13 protein-coding genes are annotated in these 21,205 nt (G+C 67.3%); 3 read left to right on the plus strand and 10 right to left on the minus strand.

Features of this window, described 5'->3' with window-relative positions; translation table 11 throughout:
• Positions 1-2 precede the first annotated feature (2 nt).
• From AAHE99_RS08945 to AAHE99_RS08955, 3 genes are all read right to left on the minus strand, one after another.
• The gene (locus tag AAHE99_RS08945; protein ID WP_342116608.1) at positions 3-1,265 is read right to left on the minus strand and encodes an NRAMP family divalent metal transporter; all 1,263 of its coding nucleotides are present in this window, start codon (positions 1,263-1,265) and stop codon (positions 3-5) included.
• A 225-nt stretch (positions 1,266-1,490) separates the two neighbouring features.
• On the minus strand, positions 1,491-1,661 hold the full coding sequence (locus AAHE99_RS08950) for an oxidoreductase-like domain-containing protein (protein WP_342116609.1): 171 nt from the start codon (positions 1,659-1,661) through the stop codon (positions 1,491-1,493).
• Positions 1,658-4,684 (minus strand): diguanylate cyclase, encoded by a 3,027-nt coding sequence (locus AAHE99_RS08955; protein ID WP_342116610.1) that lies wholly within the window; start codon positions 4,682-4,684, stop codon positions 1,658-1,660. The genes AAHE99_RS08950 and AAHE99_RS08955 overlap by 4 nt, the downstream gene beginning before the upstream one ends.
• A gap of 167 nt (positions 4,685-4,851) precedes the next feature.
• Between AAHE99_RS08955 and AAHE99_RS08960 the strand changes: the two genes are divergently transcribed.
• Both AAHE99_RS08960 and AAHE99_RS08965 read left to right on the plus strand, forming a co-directional pair.
• Entirely contained in the window at positions 4,852-6,279 is a 1,428-nt protein-coding gene (locus AAHE99_RS08960) for a DEAD/DEAH box helicase (RefSeq protein ID WP_342116611.1), read from the plus strand.
• Between the two features lie 54 nt (positions 6,280-6,333).
• Positions 6,334-8,331, plus strand: a complete 1,998-nt coding sequence (locus AAHE99_RS08965) for an acyltransferase family protein (RefSeq protein WP_342116612.1) — start codon at positions 6,334-6,336, stop codon at positions 8,329-8,331.
• Here the strand turns inward: AAHE99_RS08965 and AAHE99_RS08970 are convergent.
• A complete protein-coding gene (locus tag AAHE99_RS08970; protein ID WP_342116614.1) occupies positions 8,328-10,223 on the minus strand; it encodes a hypothetical protein in 1,896 nt (631 codons plus the stop codon). The two genes, AAHE99_RS08965 and AAHE99_RS08970, sit on opposite strands and share 4 nt — an antisense overlap.
• A gap of 83 nt (positions 10,224-10,306) precedes the next feature.
• Between AAHE99_RS08970 and AAHE99_RS08975 the strand changes: the two genes are divergently transcribed.
• Entirely contained in the window at positions 10,307-12,391 is a 2,085-nt protein-coding gene (locus tag AAHE99_RS08975) for a DUF7024 domain-containing protein (RefSeq protein ID WP_342116616.1), read from the plus strand.
• Here AAHE99_RS08975 and AAHE99_RS08980 read toward each other — a convergent pair.
• The 6 genes from AAHE99_RS08980 to AAHE99_RS09005 are packed head-to-tail and all read right to left on the minus strand — an operon-like array spanning position 12,388 to position 21,205.
• Positions 12,388-12,768, minus strand: coding sequence for a GtrA family protein (locus tag AAHE99_RS08980; RefSeq protein WP_342116618.1), 381 nt, complete (start codon positions 12,766-12,768; stop codon positions 12,388-12,390). The genes AAHE99_RS08975 and AAHE99_RS08980 overlap by 4 nt on opposite strands.
• Positions 12,765-13,748 carry a glycosyltransferase family 2 protein gene (locus AAHE99_RS08985; protein WP_342116621.1) on the minus strand — a complete coding sequence of 328 codons (984 nt, stop codon included), beginning with the start codon at positions 13,746-13,748 and terminating at the stop codon, positions 12,765-12,767. Before AAHE99_RS08985 ends, AAHE99_RS08980 begins: the two co-directional genes overlap by 4 nt.
• A complete protein-coding gene (locus tag AAHE99_RS08990; RefSeq protein WP_342116623.1) occupies positions 13,741-15,102 on the minus strand; it encodes a hypothetical protein in 1,362 nt (453 codons plus the stop codon). Before AAHE99_RS08990 ends, AAHE99_RS08985 begins: the two co-directional genes overlap by 8 nt.
• Positions 15,102-15,446 carry a DMT family transporter gene (locus AAHE99_RS08995; protein WP_342116625.1) on the minus strand — a complete coding sequence of 115 codons (345 nt, stop codon included), beginning with the start codon at positions 15,444-15,446 and terminating at the stop codon, positions 15,102-15,104. The genes AAHE99_RS08990 and AAHE99_RS08995 overlap by 1 nt, the downstream gene beginning before the upstream one ends.
• A gap of 13 nt (positions 15,447-15,459) precedes the next feature.
• The gene (locus AAHE99_RS09000) at positions 15,460-16,917 is read right to left on the minus strand and encodes a UbiA family prenyltransferase (protein ID WP_342116627.1); all 1,458 of its coding nucleotides are present in this window, start codon (positions 16,915-16,917) and stop codon (positions 15,460-15,462) included.
• Positions 16,918-16,927: 10 nt separating this feature from the next.
• Positions 16,928-21,205 (minus strand): glycosyltransferase, encoded by a 4,278-nt coding sequence (locus AAHE99_RS09005; protein WP_342116628.1) that lies wholly within the window; start codon positions 21,203-21,205, stop codon positions 16,928-16,930.

A 21,205-nucleotide genomic window follows, 5' to 3' on the forward strand; every position in this document is an offset into this window, starting at 1 on the left:
CGCTAGCTTACCATGCTGCCGAACATCGACAGCACCGCCAGCGCCATCACCACGCAGCACGCCCACCCCAGCACGCGCAGGCGGCACGACAGCGTCACCGTGCCCATTACCCCGCGCCGCAGCGCCAGCAGCATGGTCAGCACCATGACCGGCACCGCCACCACGCCGTTGATCACCGCGCTCCAGTACAGCGCCCGCATCGGATCGAGCGGCAGGAAACCGATGCCGACGCCGGCCAGCGTCGCCGCCGCGATAATTGCGTAGAACTTGCGCGCCGCCAGCGGCTCCAGTTCCAGGCTGCTGCGCCATTTGAAAGCACCCGCCATGGCGTAGGCCGCCGACCCGGCCAGCACCGGGATCGCCAGCAGCCCGGTGCCGATGATGCCCAGCCCGAACAGCGCGAACGCCAGGTCCCCCGCGATAGGCCGCAGCGCCGCCGCCGCCTGCGCCGAAGACTCGACCTCGAAGATGCCATGCGCATGCAAGGTGACCGCCGTGGTCAGCATGATCGACCATGCCACAGCGTTCGAAAATCCCATGCCGACGGCCGTATCGAGCTTGATGCGGCGCAGCTGCTGGCGCACCTGGCGCGGTGCGCGCTTGAGCGGTTCCGCCTGCGGATCGGCGCGCAGCTCCTCCACCTCCTGCGAAGCCTGCCAGAAGAACAGGTAAGGGCTGATGGTGGTGCCGAACACCGCCACCATGGTGGTCAGGAAGCTGTTGTTCCACTCGATATGCGGCAGCAGCGTGCCCAGCGCCACGCGGCGCCACGGCACCTCGATCACCAGCACGGTCGCCGCATAGGCCAGCAGCGCCAGCGTCAGCCACTTCAGCAGGTGGGCATAGCGCTGGTAGGGGATGAAGATCTGCAGCAGCAGCGACGCCGCGCCGAAGCCCAGCGCATACCAGCGCCCCTCGCCGCCGGCCAGCAGGCGCAGCGCGTCGCCCATGGCCGCCAGGTCCGCCGCGATATTGATGGTATTGGCCAACAGCAGCAGGCTGACCACCGCATACAGCAGCCAGGGCGGGAAATACAGCCGGATATTGCTGGCCAGCCCGCGCCCGCTGGTGCGGCCGATACGCGCGCAGGTTTCCTGGATGCCGACCATGAGCGGATAGGTGAACAGCACCAGCCACAGCATGCCGAAGCCGAACTGCGCCCCAGCCTGCGAATAGGTGGCGATGCCGCTGGGATCGTCATCCGCCGCGCCCGCCACCAGGCCCGGCCCAAGCTTATCCAGCCACGATTGGCTCTGCTGTTCCATGGAGCCATGCTAGCCGCGCCCCCACCCGCTTTCCGTTCGGTCCCGCACAAACTCCGACAGCCCAGCCCGTGTCCACCTTGGGGTCAGGCTCTTTCGTGGACACGGACTCGACCGCTGAATTTGCCTGGCCGCGCGCAGAAGCTGCCGAGCAGTGTAAGCAGCCTGCAGCTATCTAAGCCTGAGTTCGTGTCCACTAAAGAGCCTGACCCCAAGGTGGACACGGGCTCAGGTGTGCGGGTGGCGCGACTCCCAGGCGGCAAGTTCTTTCCGGTAGCGCTCGAGGTCTTCGTGGTAGAGCTCGAAGACGCACCAGGTGCAGCCGCTGTGGCAGCAGTCGTCGGGATGGGGTTCGACCGGGGGCTGGGGTTTGGGGGCGTTGGCTTGCGGGTCCATCATTCTTCATCCATTGCCAGCTGGGCCTGGTTGCGGCCGCGTTGCTTGGCGCGGTACAGGGCTTCGTCGGCCAGGCGCAGCAGTTGTTCCGGGCGGCTGTGCTCGTTTGGTACGAGTACGGCGACGCCAATCGAGATCGTGACGTGGCCGAACGGCGAGGCGTCGTGCGGTATCTTCAGGCGTGCCAGCTCGCTGCAGATGGCTTGCGCGACGCCAATCGCGTCGCTGCCCACGGTGGCGGCGGATAGCAGGGCGAACTCTTCGCCGCCGTAGCGCGCCACCAGGTCGGAGCTGCGGCGGCCGTGGGAGGTGATCAGCTCGGCCACCGCGCGCAGCGTGGCGTCGCCGGCCAGGTGTCCGTAGCGGTCATTGTATTTCTTGAAGTAGTCGACATCCAGCATGGACAGCGCCAGCGGCTGCCCGGTGCGCGCGGCGCGCCGCCATTCGGCTTCCAGCGCCAGGTCGAAGCCGCGCCGGTTGCTGACGCCGGTCAGGCCATCGGTCATGCTGAGCGCTTCGAGCTTGCGGTTGGATTGCTCGAGCTGGGCGGTGCGGGCCGTGACCAGCTGTTCCAGCTCGGCGCGCTGGCGGGTCAGGCGGCGGATGCGCCAGTGGTACAGGCTCCACAGTGCGCCCAGCACCACGGCGGCGGCGGCAATGCGGAACCAGGTGGTTTGCCAGAACGGCGGGGTGATGGTGACCGTCAGCGTGGCCGCTTCCTCGCTCCAGCTGCCGTGGTGGTTGGCGGCGCGCACGCGGAACACGTAGCGGCCGGGGTCGAGGTTGGTGTAGGTGGCGACGCGCCGCTCGGCGTCGGTTTCCTGCCAGTCGGGGTCGAAGCCTTCCAGCTGGTAGGCGTAGCGGTTCTGCTCGGGGGCGGTGAAGTGCAGGGCGGCAAACTCGATGGTGAAGGCGGTCGCCTGCGAGGACAGCACCAGGCCGGTCGGCGCGGTCAGCGGGCCTTCCAGCCGGGCCTGGTCGCGGAAGCGGCCTTCGCTCAGCGAGTGGTTGAACAGCTTGATGTCGGTGATGGCCACCTGCGGCGGTATCGAGGTGCTGCGTACCTGCTCCGGCTGCACGCTGGTCATGCCGTGCACGCCGCCGAAATACAGCCGGCCGTCCGCGCCGGGGGCGGAGGCACAGGTGGTATAGCCGTCGGTCATGCCGTCGGCCACAGTGAACAGCTGGGCCGAACCGTTGCTCGGATTCAGGCGGAACAGGCCGCTCAGGGTGCTGATCCAGATCTTGCCCTTGGCGTCGCTCTGGATCGCCAGCGTTTTCTGGTGCTGCACGGCGGCCGCATGGGAACGCAGGCGCAGGCCGCCATCGGCCAGTTCTTCCAGCTGCAGCAGGCCGCGCGAGGTGCCGATCCACAGGGTGCCGCCGGCGTCCTCGTGCAGGGCGGTCACGTTGTCGTCGATCATGCCTTCCGGCCCGCCGGCGCGGAAGTGGCGGAACTTGCCGCTGGCCGGGTCCAGCAAGTCGAGCCCGCCGCCGTTGAATTCGGAGCCCATCCACACGCGGCCCTTGCGGTCTTCCAGCACCACGCTGGTGCCGCCCACGCTGCGGCTGTTGGGGTCGTGCGGGTCGTGGTAGAACAGGGTGGTGTCGGCGCGCCGCGTGTCGTAGCGCACCAGGCTGTTGCCGGTGCCGAGCCACAGCACGCCATCCTTGCCCGGCGCGATGGAGTTGATGAAGTCGCTGGCGGTATTGCCGAAGCGCAGTACCTGGAATTTGCTGCTGCCCGGGTCCAGCCGGTTCAGCCCGTTGGCCGTGCCGAGCCACAGCGGGCCGCCGCTTTCCTGGTACAGGCTGTAGATGATGTTGTTGCTGAGCGAACCGGGCTTGCCGTCGGCCTTGAAGTGGCGCAGCACTTCGCCGCGCGCGGGGTCGAACTGGCCGACGCCCAGGTTGCCGCCCACCCACACCGTGCCCTGCGGCCCGCTTTCCAGGCTGAGCAGGGCGTTGTTGACGCGGCCCTGGCTGCCGTCCAGGCGGTAGGGCAGGTGGCGGCTGAAGCCGCCGCTGCTCAGGTTGACCAGGGCGATCCCATCGGTATAAGAAGCAATCCACAGCATGCCGCCGCGGTCCTGCACCACGGCGCGCAGGTTGTCGCCGGGCAGCGAGTGCGGGTCGTCGCTGTTGTGGCTGTACTGGTCGAAGCGCTGCGCCTCGCCGTCCCAGCGCAGCAGGCCGGCCGACAGGGTGGTGGCCCACAACGTGCCGGCGCGGTCGAGGTAGAAGCTGGTGATGCGGCTGTCGGGCGAGGCGATGCGCTGGCGGGTTTCCCAGGGCTGGCGGCTGTCCCAGCGCAGCACCCCTTCCTCGGTGCCGATCCACAGCATGCCCTGGCGGTCGAAGTGCAGGGCGCGCACGATATTGGCGCGCGCATTCGGGTCCTTGCCCTTGTCGACGCGGAAATGCTGGAATTCGCTGGAGCCGGGCGGCAGGTAGTCCAGCCCGCCGGGCCAGGTGGCGGCCCAGACGCCGCCCTTGGCATCCACCGCCAGCGCGTTCAGGTCGTTGCCGGCCAGGCTGGAGGCGCGCTCGTCTGCATGCACGTGCAGCACGAACTTGCCGCTGGCCGGGTCGAAATGCTGCAGGCCGCCCCAGGTGGCCAGCCACATGCCGTCCTTGCCGTCCGAGACGATGGCCTTGATGACGCGGCCATTATTTGGCGCCTTGGGCGGCAGGAAGGTGGTGAAATCGTTGGTATCGGGATTGAAGCGCGCCAGGCCGTCCTGGGTGCCGGCCCACAGGCGGCCGTGGCTGTCCTCGTACAAAGCCGCCACCCGGTCGTGCGGCAGGCTGCTGGGTTCGCCCGCCTTGCTGCGGTATTTGCTGGCGCGGTAGCCGTCGTAGCGGTACAGGCCGTTGGACTGGGTGCCGATCCACATGAAGCCGCGCCGGTCTTGCAGGAGCGACAACATTGACGGCTCTTCATTGCCAAGGGGTCCCAGCTTGCGGAAGCGCAGGGAAGGGGCCGCCGCTTCGGCCAGCAGGCTGCCTGCCAGCAGGAGCAGCACGATTAAAATGCGGCCTAAGTGCCAGCCGGGGGCATGGGTAGCATTCATTTAGTTACATTATAGCTTCCTGCCCGGCAATAATTTACCCCCGCAAATCCCCATTTCAAGCGCCTTGCGGCCGATATCGGGTATCATGCGAGGTTGGCCGCTGTTAATTAAAGAATTGTATGTCAGACATTGAGAACACTCCTGAGCAAGTACGTTTCGCCGATTTCGGCCTGGCGCCTGAAATCCTGCGCGCACTGACCGACCAGGGTTATGTGCACCCGACGCCGATCCAGGCGAAAGCGATCCCGATCCTGCTGCAGGGCCGCGACGTGATGGGCGCCGCCCAGACCGGCACCGGCAAGACAGCCAGTTTCTCCCTGCCGATTATCCAGCTCTTGCTGGCCCACGCCAATACGTCGATGAGCCCGGCGCGCCACCCGGTGCGCGCCCTGGTGCTGGCGCCGACCCGCGAGCTGGCGGTGCAGGTGGCGGAGAACGTGGCGGCCTATTGCAAGCACACCCCGCTGCGTTCGACCGTGGTGTTCGGCGGCATGGATATGAAGCCGCAGACTGAAAAGCTGCGCAGCGGCGTGGAGATCGTGATCGCGACCCCGGGCCGCCTGCTGGACCACGTGGAACAGAAGAATATCTCGCTAGGCCAGGTGCAGATGCTGGTCATGGACGAAGCGGACCGCATGCTGGACATGGGCTTCCTGCCGGACCTGCAGCGCATCATCAACCTGCTGCCGAAGAAGCGCCAGAACCTGATGTTCTCGGCCACCTTCTCGCCGGAGATCAAGAAGCTGGCTTCCAGCTTCCTGACCGATCCGATCACCATCGAAGTGGCGCGTTCCAATGCCACCGCCGACAAGGTGACCCAGGTGGTGTACAAGGTCAACGAAGACCACAAGCGCGACGCCGTCGCCCACATCCTGCGCCAGCGCGAGCTGAAACAGGTGATCGTGTTCTCCAACACCAAAATCGGTGCGTCGCGCCTGGCGCGCGGCCTGGTGACCGAAGGCATGAAGGCCGCCGCCATCCACGGCGACAAGACGCAGCAGGAACGCATGCAGGCGCTGGACGCGTTCAAGAAGGGCGAGATCGACGTGCTGGTGGCCACCGACGTGGCGGCGCGCGGCCTGGATATTTCCGACCTGCCTTGCGTGATCAATTACGACCTGCCGTACAACGCGGAAGACTACGTGCACCGCATTGGCCGTACCGGCCGCGCGGGCGCTTCGGGCGATGCGATCTCGATCTATTCGGACAAGGATGAACGCCTGCTGACCGATATCGAAAAGCTGATCAAGCAGCAGGTGCCGAAGGGCACGCTGGAAGGCTTTGTGCCGGGCGGCTTCCGCAGCGATGAGCGCCATGGCGACCGCCGCCGCGACCGCACCCAGGCGGATCGTCCGTCGTCGTCCTCGCGTCCGGGCTACAGCCGCGAGGGGGCGCCACCGCCACGCCGCGAGAAGGTCGACCCATGGTTCCTCAAGCCGTACGAGCCAAGCAGCGCCAATGGCGCCGTGGCCAAGGCCGCACCGCCGGCACCGGCCAAGCCGAAGCAGAAGATCGCAGCCCTGCTGGGCGGCCTGCCAAAGTCCTGAACCTGATGCTCCCGCAAAGCCCGCCCTTACGGCGGGCTTTTTTGATGCGCAACGATGAAACTACAAAACGTCCTCGCTAACGACACTCGCGACACGCCCGCCGCCGCGCCCGACGCCCATCCCGCCTACCGTCCCGACATCGACGGCCTGCGCGCCGTGGCCGTGCTGTCGGTGGTCCTGTTCCACGCATTCCCGTCGGCACTGCCGGGCGGCTTTGTCGGCGTCGATATCTTCTTCATTATTTCCGGTTTCCTGATCGGCAGTATCCTGATCAAGGGCATGCAGCAGGGCAGTTTCAGCTTCGCCGACTTCTACGCGCGCCGCGTGCGCCGCATCTTCCCCGCGCTGTCGCTGATGCTGGCCAGTACGCTGGCTTTCGGCTGGTTCGCGCTGTTCCCGGACGAATTCAAGATGCTGGGCAAGCATGTCTTTGGCGGCGCCGGATTCGTCTCCAACTTCTTCCTGTGGAATGAGGTCGGCTACTTCGACACGGCGGCGGAAACCAAGCCGCTGCTGCATCTCTGGTCGCTCGGCATCGAAGAGCAGTTTTACATTTTCTGGCCGCTGCTGCTGGCGCTGGCCTGGCGCCTGCGCTGGAATATGCTGGGCATGGCGGTGGTGCTGGGCGCCGCCTCCTTCGCACTGAATATCTGGGGCGTGCATAAATTCGCCAGCGCCACCTTCTATTCGCCGGCCAGCCGCGTGTGGGAGCTGCTGATGGGCGCTTGCCTGGCTTACGCCACGGTCAACAGGCTGGCGCCTTTTGCCGCCGCAAGCCGCCCGCATAGCGCCAGCCAGCGCGATGCCGCCGCGCTGCTACTGCGCCACGCCGCCTCCCTGCTTGGCCTGGGCCTGCTGGCTGCCGCCCTGGTGCTGACCACGCGCAAGCACGCCTTCCCCGGCTGGTGGGCCTTGCTGCCGACGTCCGGCGCGCTGCTGCTGATCGCCGCCGGTCCGGCTGCGCTGGTGAACCGCTACCTGCTGTCGAACCGCCTGATGGTGTGGGTGGGCCTGGTGAGCTATCCGCTCTACCTGTGGCATTGGCCGCTGCTGTCCTACGCCCAGATCATCGAATCGGGCGTGCCGTCGGCGCAGATCCGCGCCACTGCCGTGGCGGCGGCGCTGGCGCTGGCGACCGCCACCTACTGGCTGCTGGAGAAACCGCTGCGCGGCACGGCGCGGGGGCGCGCCAAGGTCATCGGTCTGTCGCTGGCCATGCTGGCGCTGGCCGGCGTGGGCGCCGCCATTTACCGCGCCGACGGCATGCCGCAGCGCCAGGCGGTGGTCGACAACGCCCTGCAGCAAAAGGACCTGATCCTGGTGGAGGACACCGCCAACGCCCAGGCCTGCAAGGCGCGCTACGGCTTCGACACCATCTACAAATACTGCCTGCTGGACGACGTGAAGAAGGACCCGACCGTGCTGCTGATCGGCGACAGCCATGCCTACCACCACGTGGCCGGCATGACCGCCCACTGGCGCGCGCGCGGCGAGAACCTGTGGATGCTGGGCACGCGCTGGCCTTTCGTCGACCTGGCGCCGAGCGAGGACGAATACCAGAAGGCCACGCCGATGATGCTGGACCTGGCGCTGAATACGCCGAGCGTGAAGACGGTGATCATCTCTACCGCGCTCAAGCTGCATGAGGGGAATGAGGAAGGCAAGGCCATCGTGGCGTCCTTCCGCGAGACGATACGGCGCTTTGTCGCCAGCGGCCGCAAGGTGTACTGGATCAATGACGTGCCGCGCCTGGACTTCGACCCGCGCGCCTGCATCAAGCGCGCCGGCGTGGCCAGCTCGCAGACGCGCGGTGAATGCGCCGTGCCGCGCGAGGAGTATGAGAAGTCGGTGGCGCCGCACCGCGCTATTGTCGACCGTGTGCTGAAGGAGTTTCCGGCGGTGCGCCAGCTCGATGCGGCTGACGCCCTGTGCGATGCCAAGAGCTGCCGCGTGGTCGCGGACGGCATGCTGCTATACCGCGACAACAACCACCTGAGCCATCGCGGCGACCTGTGGGTCGCACAGCGCCTGGCCCAGGCGATGGCGGATTAACGCAGTACCAGCTCGTTCAGGAAGAAGGCCAGTTCGCGCTGGTCTTGTGGACCGGGGCGCTGCGGCGCCTCGTGTTCCAGTTCCACCAGCACGCTGCCGGCCTTGCGCGCTTCCGCCGGCAGTTCCAGCGCCTGCAGCTGCTCCAGGGGCAGCCAGCCCAGGTCCTTGCCGCCGACCACCACGCGGGTGCGCGCATTGCCCTGGAAATAGTGGCCGTTGATGGTCAGCGTGCCCTGTTTCAGGGTGGCCGGCAGCATCACGCGCAGGCGCGAGGTGCGCCCCACCGACCACGCGCCATCCCACACGCCGCCGCCGAATTCCACATTGCCCCAGCCGCTTTCCAGCTGCGCCGCCTGCGCCAGGCGCAGTTGCTGCGCGCCCAGGTGCAGTTCGTTCGGGTCGGCCTGCTCGCACTGCAGCGGACCATCGACGTAGCGCCAGTTGCGGTAGCTCTCGGTGAAGCGGTTGGCCGCCGACAGGCGCATATTCGGGCCGCACAGTTTCGCCTCGGCCTGCGGGTTGGCGCGGTTGTACAGGTGCTTGAACGGCTTGCCCTGGGTCGGGTACATGTAGACCTGGTTGGCATAGTAGTACTCGTCGTGGTGGTAGGCGCGTTCAACGAAGATTTCCGGCTCCGGGTGGTACCAGGCCGGGAAGCGCTCCAGCATGAAGCGCGCCAGCGGGCTGAATTCCACGTACTGGTAGCTGTGCGCATTGGCCATGGCGCCGGCCTGCAGCAGCAGTACGCCGCCCGCCAGCAAGCGCCAGCGCGGCGCAGTGCGCACCGCCCACAGGAACACGAACAGCAGCGGCATCGCGCACCAGAAGGCATAGCGCATCATGCCGGCCGCGCCGGAGTTCCAGTTCAGCACCGCCAGCGCTGGTACCGCCAGCGCCAGCGTGAACAACAGCGCCACGGCCAGCAGCGCCAGGCCGCGGCGTGCTTCGCCCTGGCGCCAGGCCCACAGCAGCAGCGCCGCCGCCACCGCAGGGACGCCCAGCAACATGCCCTGGTTCAGGTCGAAGAAGAAGGAGGACAGGCGGGTCAGGCTGACGAAGCCCTTGTCCGAGAACAGCTTGACGATGATGTTCGGCACACCGTACTGCCACAGGTTGAACAGCGGCGGGATCGCGAACAGCGCCATGCCCAGGCCCAGGCCGAGCAGCTGGCGCGGCGCCAGCGCGCGGCGCAGGTTGCCGGCCATGCCGTCGGCCGCACGGTAGTCGAGGCACAGCTTGAGCAGCGGCGCGAAGCCGAAGAAGAACAGGATGGTCGGGTTCTGCTGCGCAGCGATGCCCGCCAGCAGGCCGCCCCATACCGGCGCGCCAGTGGTGAACAGCAGCAGCCCGGCCAGCAGGGCGGCCGCGCTCAGGCACTCCGGGCTGGTCCAGTTCCAGTACAGGATGCCGCCGCACGCCATGAACAGGGCCAGGCCGAACCAGGCCTGCAACGCATTGCCGAAGAAGCGGAACAGCGCCATGCCGAGGATGAAGACGAAGGCCAGGTTGACCACCTGGAAGCATTTGAACGGCGGCAGCCCGGCTGCTTCCAGCGCTTTGTACGGCAGCACGGACAGCGCCGAATAGCCGAAGAAGTGCACGGTGAATACATCGCCGTTCTTGCCGCGTACGAAGGCTGCGTACACCTTCTCCTTATTGGCGCGCATATCGTTGTCGATAAAGCTGTACGGCTCTTCGCGCTCCGGCGCCAGGCGCCGCGCCACGGCGATATCGTCCAGCCGTATATCCGGGCTGGCGTGGCGCGCCATCGCCACCGTGGCCAGCGTGTATTCGACCGAGTCGCCATTCAGGCTGGGACGCGTGAAGGCGATCATCATGCCCAATAGCAGGGCAAGCATTAGCAGGAAATTACGGGGTTTGGCGGCGTTCAACAAAAGCTCCGGCAGCAGGCAAAACCGCAAGTATATCTTGCAAATTCGTATAGAATGCGGGCTTTTGCCCACTGTTGTTCGCCATGGATTCGACTCACGGCCTGACTTCCCGCCAGCGTAACGGCTTTGCCGCTGCCATCCTGGCCGTTTTCGTGTATCTCCTGCTGCGCAACAGCGGCGTGTACCCGATGGTGTTCGCCGACGAGTGGTACTACAGCCAGGCCGCGCGCCTGCAGCCGCTGGCCAAGAGCACGCTGCCGTCCTATCTCTATCTGGCGCTATTCGGCCATACCAGCCAGTGCGGTACCGGTTTCCTCGATTGCGCGCGCATCCTGAATGCGCTGCTGTTCGTGGCCGCTGCCCCCTTCCTTTATTTGCTGGCCCGCCGCGTATGCGGCGCGCTGCCGGCTGCCGCGCTGGCGGTGCTTTGCCTGCTGGCGCCGATCAACAGCTATACCGTCTACTTCATGCCGGAGGCGATGTATTTCTTCGGCTTCTGCGTATTGAGCTGGGCCGCGCTGGCCTGGCGTTCCTGGCCGCCGCTGGCCTATGGCGCGGCGCTCGGCTTCGTGCTGGGGGTGCTGGCCGTGGTCAAGGTGCACGCGCTGTTCCTGCTGCCGGCGGTGCTGGCCTTCATGGTGTTTGTGAGCTGGGGCCCGGGCGGCCTGCTGCGCTTCGCCCGCATGGCGCCCGCGCTGCTGGTGGTGGCGCTGGCCACCAAGGCGGCGCTGGGCTATATGCTGGCCGGGCCGGAGGGCATGCAGTTGCTGGGCAGCTTCTATGGCGACCACGCCAACCAGAGCAAGGGCAATGCGTCGATCATGCGCCTGCTGGAGCCAGCGCTGGGCAGCCTGCGCGGCCACCTGATGGCGCTGGCGCTGTTGTATGGCCTGCCGCTGGCCGCCATCGCCGCCCAACTGGCCGGCCGCCAGGCGCGCCAGCAAGGCGGCGCCGAACTGCGCGCGCTGCAAGTATGGTCCGTGCTGGCGCTGGGCGCCGCACTGGGTGTGACGGTGCTGTTCACCGCCTCCATCGCCAAGTTCGGCGAGAGCGAAGCCTGGCGTCTGCACATGCGCTATTACAACTTCGTCTTCCCCCTGCTGTGGATCGCAGCCCTGGCCCCCCTACAGCCGCGCCCGTGTCCCACCATGGGGTCTGGCCCCATGGGACACGGGCGCGGCAGTAGCGTGCTGCGCGTGGTGGTGGCGGGGCTGATGCTGGGCGGTGTTCTGTACGCGTGGCATGCGCTGCAGCCGCGTTATCTGACTTCCTTCGTGGACAGTCCGGAGCTGCAAGTGGTGCTGGAGAATCCGCTGGTGCTGCCATGGGCGGTGCTGGCGCAGGCTTTGCTGCTGGTGGTGTGGGCCTGGCGTCCGCGCTGGGGCGCTGTGCTGTTGCTGTGCGTGGCGCTGCCGGTGTGGGCTTGGCAGAGCGACCGCGTGTCGCGCATGCTGCTGGAGCGCGCCCGCACGCCGGATGCGTATGACCGCGGCGGGCTGCTGGTGCAGAAGATGCTGTCGCGCGAGGAGGCGGGCAAGGTGGTTGTGGCGGGCGATGGCGCTGGTTTGCTGCGTGCCTTGTTCCATATCGATGCGCCGGGCGCCAGCTTCGTCGAGCTGCAACCGGGCGCTCCGCTGGCGCTGAACGAGATTCCGGCGCGTGACGGCTGGTTCCTGGTGGTGGGCCAGCATGTGCTGCCGGCTGGGGCGGATGTGGCGGTGAAGGCGGACGGCTTTGCCTTGCTGCGTACGACCGGCCTGGCGGGTAGCCTGGGGCGCGTGGAGTTCAGGGAGCCGCTGGCGGGTGGTGTGCTGGCTGCGGTGGAAGGCCTGGCGCCATCGGAAAGCTGGGGCGCCTGGTCGGATGGGGCGCAGGTAACGCTGACCTTCGCCCAGCCGCTGCCCAGGGCGGCGCGGATTGTGATCAATGCGAACGCATTCGGGCCGAACCTGGATGCGGACTTCACGCTGGTGGCGGGCGGGAGCCGCACCAGCTTCCGCCTGCCGCCGAAGCCGACGGACCGGGTGTTTGATTTCGAGACGGATGGGACGGTGCGGACGGTGGTGATCCAGGTGCCGAAACCGACTGCGCCGGCGGACATTGGGCAGGGTGGGGATACGCGCAAACTGGGTCTTGCCCTGAACCGCCTTGAGCTGGCGGCGCGCTAGCGGAACACCCAGTACTTCCCAAGCAGGAAGCCGTTGACGGCGACGACAGGCAGCGACAGCACCTTGCCTGGCAACGGACTTCCGCACAAGCGCACCGAAATCGCCACGCAGGCCAGCGTCAGCACGTAATTGGCCGCCACCAGCGTCAGGTAGCGCAGCACGCCTGCCACGCTGTGGATATGGGAGAACGTCACCTTGGCATGGAAGGCGTAATTCACCAGCAGCCCGGCCGCAAAGCCGGCGCTGGTGGCCGCCATCGGTGGCATGCCCTGCATCACCAGCAGCTGCAGCACGCCGATATCGACGGCGGCACTCAGCACGCCCCCCAGTACATAGACCAGGAACTGCGGCGTCAGCAAATCGGACAAACGCTTCATCGCTGACGGCGGCGCGCCAGCGCGGTGTGGATTGGGCGGCGCGGTACGGCCGCGATATCGTGCGCGAGGAAAGCCAGCACCAGCTGCATCCCCATCAGCACCGGCAAGGCCGACAGCATCACGGTGCCGGCCGGCGTTGCTACGCCCGCCTGCGCGGACGTGATCCAGTGCCACAGGCCATACGAGCCGCCCATCACCAGCAAGCCCAGTCCGAGCGGCAGCTCCAGCGACGCCAGCGACATATTGCGCAGGTAGTAGTTGTAGAAAATACGCTTGCTGAAATTGCGCACGTGCTTGAGCGCGAACTCGGTGACGATCTTGGAAATCTTCAGGTTGCTCACTTCATCGCCATAGCTGGCGTCCATCGGCACGTCCACCACCACCGCGTTGACGGTATTCAGGCGGAACAGCATGTCGGTCTCGAAGAAGTAGCGCTTGGAGATCTTGTTGAACGGCAGGTGGCGCGCCACATCGACGTGCAGCGCGGTGTAGCCGTTGGTCGGGTCGAACAGGTTCCAGTAGCCGGACGACAGCTTGGTCAGCAGCGACAGCACCGCATTGCCGAACAGGCGCACCGGCGGCATCTGGCCGATCTGCTCCAGGTCGAAGAAGCGGTTGCCCTTGGTGTAGTCGGCTTCGCCGTTCAGGATCGGCGCGATGAAGGAGGGGATCAGCGTCGCATCCATCTGGCCGTCGCCATCGACCTTGACGATGACGTCCATGCCATCGGCAATGGCGGCCTGGTAGCCGCTCATCACGGCGCCGCCGACGCCCTGGTTCTGTTCGTGCTCGATCACGACCACGCGCGCGTCCTGGCAGTTGGCTTTGACGAAGGCGCCGGAACCGTCCGGGCACTTGTCGTCCACCACATAGATGCGGGTCACTTCAGGGCCGATGCCGGCGATCACGCCGAGGATGTGGCGTGTTACCTTGTAGCTCGGGATGACGACGGCTACTTGATGGCTTTTATTGTTATTCATGGTTTTTGTATGTCCAATGTCCATTGGCATAGTAAAGGGTTTTGCGGTCCAGCCAGCGGTAGCTGCGTGCCGGGTCAAGCGGGGCTTCGTTGCCCGACAGCCGCTCGGCGAAAATCTCCGGCTCCGGATTATAGGCGGCGGGGAAGTGCGTCATGACCCAGCGCGCCTGCGGGCTGAAACTGGTGTGGCGGTAAGTGGTGGCGAGCGCGGTGGCGCCGGCCTGCACGGCCAGCAGCGCCAGCATGGCCTTGCCTGGCCACTGCGTAACCGCCTGCAAGCGGTGCAGCAGCAGGAATAGCAAGGGCATGGCGGCCCAGAAGGCGTAGCGCATCACGCCGGCCGCGCCGGAATTCCAGTTGCTGACCGTGAGGCCGGGCAGGGCAAGCAGCAGCGTGCAGGCGGCGCATAACAGCCCAAGCGCTGCCTGGCCGCGCCAGCCCCACAGCAGCAAGGCCGCTGCGACGCCGGGGATGGCGACGATCATGCCCTGGTTCAGGTCGAAGAACAGCGAGAACAGGCGGCTGCCGCTCATGAGGGCGGGCGAGGCGGAAATCGCGGCGATGATGCTGGGCGTGCCAAACTTCAGCAGGTTGAAGGCGGGCGAGAGCGCGAACAGCAGCAGGCCAAGCGCCAGGCCGGCCAGCATGCGTGGTTGCAGCAGCGCGGCCAGCGGCTGCGGCCGCAGCAGCGCCAGCGCCGGCAGCGCCAGGACGATGCCGGGATTCTGCATCGACGCTACGCCCGCCAGCACGCCGCCCGCCAGCGGGGCGCCGCTGGCGAAATACAGGAAGGCTGCCAGCAGCGTGGTGGCGCTCAGGATCTCGGGATTGGCCCAGTTCCAGTACAGCAGGCCGCCGCACAGCAGGAACAGCAGCAGCGCGGTGCTGGCGCGGGCGGCGCTGCCGAAGAAGCGGAACAGGGCCAGGCCCAGCACGAAGATGGCCGCCGTGTTCACCAGCTGGAAGCACTTGAGCGGATTGGCGCCCAGCGCTTCCAGCGCGGCATAGGGTAGCGCGGCCAGCGCCGGGAAGGCGAAGAAATGGATGGCGTAGGTCGCGCCATCGCGGCCGCGATGGAAGCCCGCCAGCGGTACCTGCGCGCCGCCCGCCATGCCTTCGCGCAGCGTCGCCAGGCGCGTTTCGAAATAGCCCGGCGGCGCCAGGCGCTGCAGGGTATCAATATCGGCGGGACGGATGTCGGGACTGCCATGGCTGGCGATGGCGATCGTCATCAGCGCATACTCTTCGAAGTCGCCCGCCGTGCTGGGACGCTTGGCCAGCGCGCACGCCAGCAGCACCAGCGCCAGCAGCGCGGCGAAGGCACGCAGCGAGAGCGGTGCGCCGGCCAGCCGCATTAACGGGCGACCAGGAAGGCGCCCAGCGCCACCAGGATGATGCCGGCCAGGCGCGAGGCGCCGAGCGGTTCTTGCAGCGCGAAGTAGCCAATCAGCGCCACCACGGCGATGGTGATGGCGGTCATGACGGGATAGGCGATGCTGATCTGCAGGCGGTGCAGCGCCAGCGCATAAGCCACGAAGCCCAGGCCGTAGCTGGCGCAGGCGGCGCCCAGCCACATCAGGCGCGCCAGCGACAGACCTTCTCCAGCGGTGCCGGAAATCTTGATCAAATAGGTGGCGCCGGCGCTGGCCAGCGAGGCCAGGGCGCACCAGAGAATGCCGAGGAGTTGGGTGTTCTGCATACGGTTCCTTAGGTCAGAGCGCCGCCACCACGGCCAGTGCCCCGCACAGCGCGAAGATGATCAGGCTCGGGCCGTCCTTGCTGACGTACAGCACCGGGTCTTCGTTGACCTGGCCGCGCGCGGCCAGGATCCACAGGCGGCCCAGCCACAGCACCAGCAGCGGCACGATGCCCAGCAGGGCCTGCGCGTGCGGGTAGAGCAGCAGCACATTGCTCGAATTAAAGTACAGCATGAAGATCAGCACCGACATGAAGGCGCTCGCCACGCCCATCACGCCCACCGGCGCCTTGTCGGCGGTGGTGTAGCTGCGGCCACTGGTCTTTTCCTTGCCGGCGCGGTGCAGGTTGAACAACTCGCTGTAGCGCTTGAGCAGGGCCAGGCTGAGGAAGATGAAGAAGGAGAACGCCAGCAGCCAGAACGACGGCGCAATGCCGGTCGCCGCGCTGCCGCCCAGGATGCGCATGGTGTACAGCATGGCCAGCGTGACGATGTCGATCATCAGCAGGCGCTTCAGGCTGAAGGAGTAAGCCAGGGTGGAGGCCAGGTAGACCAGCACCATCGCCAGCAGCAGCGGCGTGGTTTGCAGGCACAGTACCACGGCGGACAGCGCCAGCAGCGGGCTGGCCGCCAGCGCCAGCGGCAATGGCAGGGTGCCGGCCGCGATCGGGCGCTTGCACTTGGTCGGGTGCAGGCGGTCGTCGTGCGCGTCGAGCGCATCGTTCAGCAGGTAGGCGCTGGAGGCGCACAGCGAGAACGCGACGAAAGCGGCGATCGACTGGTACAGCGTGCCGGCGGTGAATGCATGGCCGGCCAACATGGGCACGAACACCAGCAGGTTCTTCAGCCACTGGCGCGGGCGCAGGGCCTTGAAGAAGGCGCGCAGCACGCTGCTGCGGTTAGTGCCCATCTGCTCTGTGCTGCGGCCGTCCGGCAGGCGGAATGGACGCGTGGTGACCGAATAGGCGCCGCGCGCGGCGTGCCATACCGGGATATCGACGCGCGAGTTGCCGATGTAGTCGAAACCTTTGTGGCCGTACAGGCCGACCAGGGCCTGCGCCTTGTTGGAGGAAGTCAGGTTGATGCCGTCGCCGGTGGCCAGCACTTCATCGAACACGCCGAGGTGGCCGGCGATGCCTTCCGCCACGCGCCGTTCGGAGCCGGTGGCCAGCACGATGCGGCGGCCGGCCTGGCGCTCTTGCCGCAGGTGGGCCAGCAGCTGCTTGTCGTAGGGCAGGGCAGATGGTTCGAATTCGACGCGGCCGGCGATCTTGTCCTTGAAGCCGGCCTTGCCGAGGAACAGCCAGAGCGGCAGCAGCCAGGCTTGCCAGAACTGCGTCTTCAGGAACAGCAGGATGCTTTCCCACAGCATGTCGCTGTAGATCAGCGTGCCGTCCAGGTCGACCACCAGCGGCGGTTCGCCGGCGCGGTCAGCTGCGGCCTGGCGGGACTGGATTGGTTCGGCTTCAATCATGACGTCTTCCTCAGGCGGCGATGAACAGTTTGTCGGTCAGCTGGCGCACGTTGTCGGCCCAGGTCTGCCACGGCATGCCTTCCGAGCTGGCGGCCTTGCCTTCGGCTTGCAGCTGCAGCCAGCCGCGCATTGCCTGCGCCAGGTCGGCGCCGTCCGATCCGTTGAAGTAGTGCGCGTGCTCTTGCGCCACTTCACGGAAGACCGGGATGTCGCGTGCGATGATCGGCTTGCCGTGGCGCGCCGCTTCGATCAGCGGCAGGCCGAAGCCCTCGCCTTCGCTTGGCACCAGCAGGCAGGCGCTGGCCTGGTAGATCGCGTCCAGGTATTCGTCGCTGACGCCGCGCAGCCAGTGCAGGCGCTTGCCCAGCTCAGGGTGCGCAGAGAGGCGCGCCATGATGGCCGGGATGGTGCGGCGGTTTTCGTCCGGCACGCCTTTCCAGCCTTCGCCGCCGACGATCACCAGGCGCACATCGGCGCCTTCCGACCACAGCTTCTCGAAGGCGTCCAGGGCCTGCATATGGCCCTTGCGCGGCTCGATGGTGCCGACCATCAGGAAGCTCGGCGCGGAGGCGATATCGGCCAGCGTGGCCGGCGCATCGTCCGGCATGCCGGTCGAAGGCTGCGAGGCGTCGATGTCGGCGCCGTGGTGCACCACCGCCATCTCAGGCAGCGCGCGGCGCGGAGCCTGCGCCGTCAGCCAGGCGCGGGTTTCGTCGGCCACGGCGGCGCTGATGCAGACCAGGCGGTCGGCATTGTCGGCCACGGCCGACAGCCAGGCCGCGAACACCTTGTCGGTACCCGGCGGGAAGAAGTCGGGACGCAGCACCGGCAGCAGGTCGTGCACCAGGAAGTTGACGCTGACGCCGGCCGCGCGCCAGCGCTTGTAGACGCCGACACGCGCCGCTTCCGTCACGGCGCCCGGGAAGAAGTCCGGACTGTAGAACACGTCGCCGGCGTTCACGCGCACTTCCTCGTCGACCACGCCGAAGCTGTCGGTGCCGAGCAGGGTATGCTCGTAGCGGCGCGCGTAGCGGTAGTGCCAGCGGCCGCCTTCATCGGTCAGGTAGACCGGCAGCACCTGGTAGTCGGTGGTTTCCACGTGCATCAGCTGCATCAGCTGGGCGCGCACCACGCGCTGGATGCCGGTTTTCAGGTCGTCGCGCGCGGTAGCGGAAACGTCCACCAGCAGCTGCGGCGCCACGCGGCCGGCGGCGGTGGCGGCATGGGCGTGTCCATGCACCACCACGTCCACCAGCTGGTCGGCGCTTTGCTGCCAGGTCAGCCACGGCATGCGCGCCGATTGCGGCGCCTTGCCTTCCTTGTCCAGCGCGATCCAGGCGCGTACGGCCTGCGCCAGGTCTTGCGGCTCCTTGCCGTCGAAGTAGTAGGCGTGCTCGCCCGCCACTTCGCGGAACACCGGGATGCCGCGCGCGATGATCGGCAGTTCGTGCTGCGCCGCTTCGATCAGCGGCAGGCCGAAGCCTTCGCCTTCCGAGGCGGCCAGCAGGGCCGCGCAGTTCTCGTACAGCTTGAGCAGCATTTCATCCGACACGCCGGCCAGCCAGAACAGGCGCTGGTTCAGGTGCGGGTTGTTTTCCAGGCGCTTGACCAGGTTGTCCACCAGCCAGCCGCCCTTGCCGACGATGACCAGGTTGGCCTCCACGCCGTCGGCCCACAGCTGCTCGAAGGCGGACAGCGCCTGCAGCTGGCCCTTGCGCGGCTCGATGGTGCCGACCATCAGGAAGGTCGGGGCGGCGGCCACCGCGTCCAGCACTTGCTGGGCGTTGTCCGGCATGCCGGTCGACGGCGCGCTGGCGTTGATGTCGGCGCCGAGGTGGAAGTAGCCCAGCTGCAGCGGGGTAGTGCGGCGGTTCGGACGCGCGGCCAGGTATTCGGCCAGTTCGTCCGACACGGCGCGCGAAATCGCCACGATGCCGTCCGCCACCAGCGAGATCGAATTGACGTAGTCGCCGTAGTATTTCTTGGTCCCGTAAGGGAAAGCGTCCGGGCGCAGCAGCGGCAGCAGGTCGTACACCACGAACCAGATGCCCACGCCGCGGCGGCGCATTTCCAGCAGCGCGTTTTCGTTCTGCGAAGTGGTGTTGGTGGCCAGGTCCAGGCCGAGGAAAATATCGCCGGCGCGCAGTTCGACCGGCGCGTCTTCCAGTTCCGGCGCCTGGCCGCCCAGCATGCCGAAGGCGAAGCGGCGCGCGTAGCGGTAGCCGAAGCCGCCGCCTTCGCTGAACACCGGTTCGATGCGGAAGCCGGCCGGCGGATTCTTGATCAGGGCCAGCAGGATGCTGCGCACCACGCGCTGGATGCCGGTCTTGTGGTCGGCCAGCACCAGGGCCGAGATATCGACCAGCAGCTGGCGCTGCCCGCGCACCGTGCGGTTGGCGGCGATCATGGCGGCCAGCTGCACCAGCGCCGCATCATTCGGCGGACGCGGGGCGTTCTTGGCGGCCAGGCCCGCCAGCATGCGTTCGTATTGCGCGCGCGGGCCATGCTCGGCAAAGTGTTCGAGCGCCTCGTGATACAGCTTGCCCACCTGGGCCGGGCTGTGCTCGCGGCGGATGTAGTCGCGCGCGGCCTGCGCCAGCGCGTCGCGGCGCGCGCCATCGGCATGCAGGGAGGCCAGCGCCGCCGACAGCGCTGCGTTGTCGAACTTGTCTTCCAGCTTGACCAGCACTTCGCCCGGCAGGTCGGCCGAGGCGCCGTGCGCATTGATGATGGTCGGCACGCCGTACAGCAGGCAGTCCAGCACCGAGGCCGAGGTTTCGCCGCGCGTGCGGTCGCGCAGCTGCACTGCGGTGTCGCTGGCGGCCAGCCAGTGCGCGTAATCCTGCGCGCTGGCGAAGCCGGTGATGCGGATGCGGTCGACCGCCGGGCTGGCGGCGATCTTTTCCAGCAGCGCCGCGCCGTAGTCGCCCGGGTCGTTCTCGCCCACAAAGACCAGCAGGCAGCGCGGGTCCTGCGCCAGCGGCGAGGCCAGGAAGGCGTCCAGCAGGCGGTCGTTCAGTTTGGTGCGGCCCAGCATGCCGAAGGTGGAGACCACGTAGGCATCGTCCGCCAGGCCGAGGGCGGCGCGTGCCGCCTGGCGCGCCTGCGCCGGATCCTGGCCGATGTTCTGGCCGCGCAGCAGGGGCAGGGTGATCCAGCCATCCGCCGCACCGGCGCCATACCATTGCTCGGCCAGGCGCTTGGAGAAGTCGCTATGCACGATCACGCCGGCCGCGTGTTCCAGCACCGGCAGGTTGCAAGGGAAGCCCCAGATGGTCGGGTTGCGGCCGAACTGGCTGTGGTGCTGCACGCCGGTATGGCCGTGCGAGGCATACAGCGCTTCCATATAGGCGCGCTTGTCGTCGCCGTCGCGCTCCATATTATCCAGCACGCCGCTCAGGTAGAAGTCGTGCAGCACCACCACGCCCGGGTGGCGCTGCAGCAGGCCGAACATGTGCTTGTGGTAGTTCGAATTGCCGAAGTGGTAGACGATGCGCTCGTATTGGGAGGCATGCTCTTCGAACCACTCCACGCTGCGCACCGGGAAGGGCGCCAGCGCCGCATCCGGCGTTGCGCCCGGGGTGGCGACCACTTCGATGTCGTAGAACTGCCTGATCTCGGCCAGCACTTCCGCGCTGTAGTCGGCGATGCCGGATTTTTCCGGCGGCAGCGGCGTAACGAAGGCCAGGCGCGGACGCTTGCGGCGGGTGGACAGCTCGCTGGCGCGGCGCAGCTTCTGGGTGGCGCGGTTGTCGGCCATGTCCAGCAGCAGGCGCTCGGCCAGTGCGGCGGCGCTTTCGTCTTCGCTGGCATGCACCACCATGTCGGCGCTGTCCAGCAGGTGGCGGTTGCGTTTCTGGATGGCGTCGCGCTGCGAGTTGCCGCTGCCGGCTTCCTGCACGCTGGCGCCGGCGTCCAGCACCACCACGTTCAGCGCCTGCGGGATGTGGCCGCAGATGGCGCTGGCCTGTGGATGGTCCAGCAGGCCTGGTACGACCACCGCATCCGCATCCAGCGCCGCCAGGCAGCCGATGCGCAGCTGTTCCGCCGCGTGGTGCTGCCACGGCGCGTCGCCGGCCGGGGTCTGGTAGCTGATGATGCGTTCAGCCGGCACCAGGCCGGCAAAGGCGTGGCGCAGCTCGTCGATGCTGTCGGCCAGGCGCCCGTTCAGCGCGATGAATACCTGGTGGCCAGCCTGGCCGGCCAGCGCTTGCGCCAGTGCCAGCACGCCGCTGCGGTGATGCGCGGCGCCGTTCTGGCAGGACTGGAGGTCAACGACAATTCGCAT

Origin of the sequence: Pseudoduganella sp. OTU4001 (assembly GCF_038440195.1) — a bacterium.
Classification (GTDB): domain Bacteria; phylum Pseudomonadota; class Gammaproteobacteria; order Burkholderiales; family Burkholderiaceae_D; genus Rugamonas.